This window comes from Brachybacterium sp. Marseille-Q7125, assembly GCF_023062615.1.
Taxonomy (GTDB): domain Bacteria; phylum Actinomycetota; class Actinomycetes; order Actinomycetales; family Dermabacteraceae; genus Brachybacterium.
In genome coordinates this window covers 1-401 of sequence record NZ_JALLAL010000210.1, presented here as the reverse complement: position 1 = coordinate 401, position 401 = coordinate 1, and the positions used below count along the sequence as shown (strand labels likewise).

At 39.7% G+C, this 401-nt stretch carries 1 pseudogene; it reads right to left on the bottom strand.

What is annotated here, in order from left to right:
* A pseudogene (locus MU407_RS14255) lies at window positions 1–252 on the bottom strand (LysR family transcriptional regulator); the annotation flags it as partial.
* Window positions 253–401 lie beyond the last annotated feature (149 nt).

Here is a 401-nt window from a genome sequence, read left to right as displayed (position 1 = left end):
GTTATAAACTAAATTGTATGTTGCAATAATGTTTAGTTTTTCATTACTGCCTTGAAGCCATTTAGAAATTGCTTTATCAACAAGTGTCTGTCTTGAAATAATAAGAGGTATATTGCATAAATCTTTTGGATTTATTGTGCTTTGTGATGCAAGGGCACTATCTTTACGCATTAGTAAACCCCATACATCAGTAGCAGGAATTTGTGCATAATCATACTTCTGTATATTTGAAAGTTCCATTAAAATACCCACATCATGCAGTCCCTAGTCTATTTTTTCAATCTCCTCCACCGCACCCCAGCTCAACCAGTACCATCCTGCATCCGGCTATTAATGCTCCAAACGCTAACGCGTCCTATGCATAGGCCGCGTCGCTGCCTTGACCCCGCACCCCCTATATA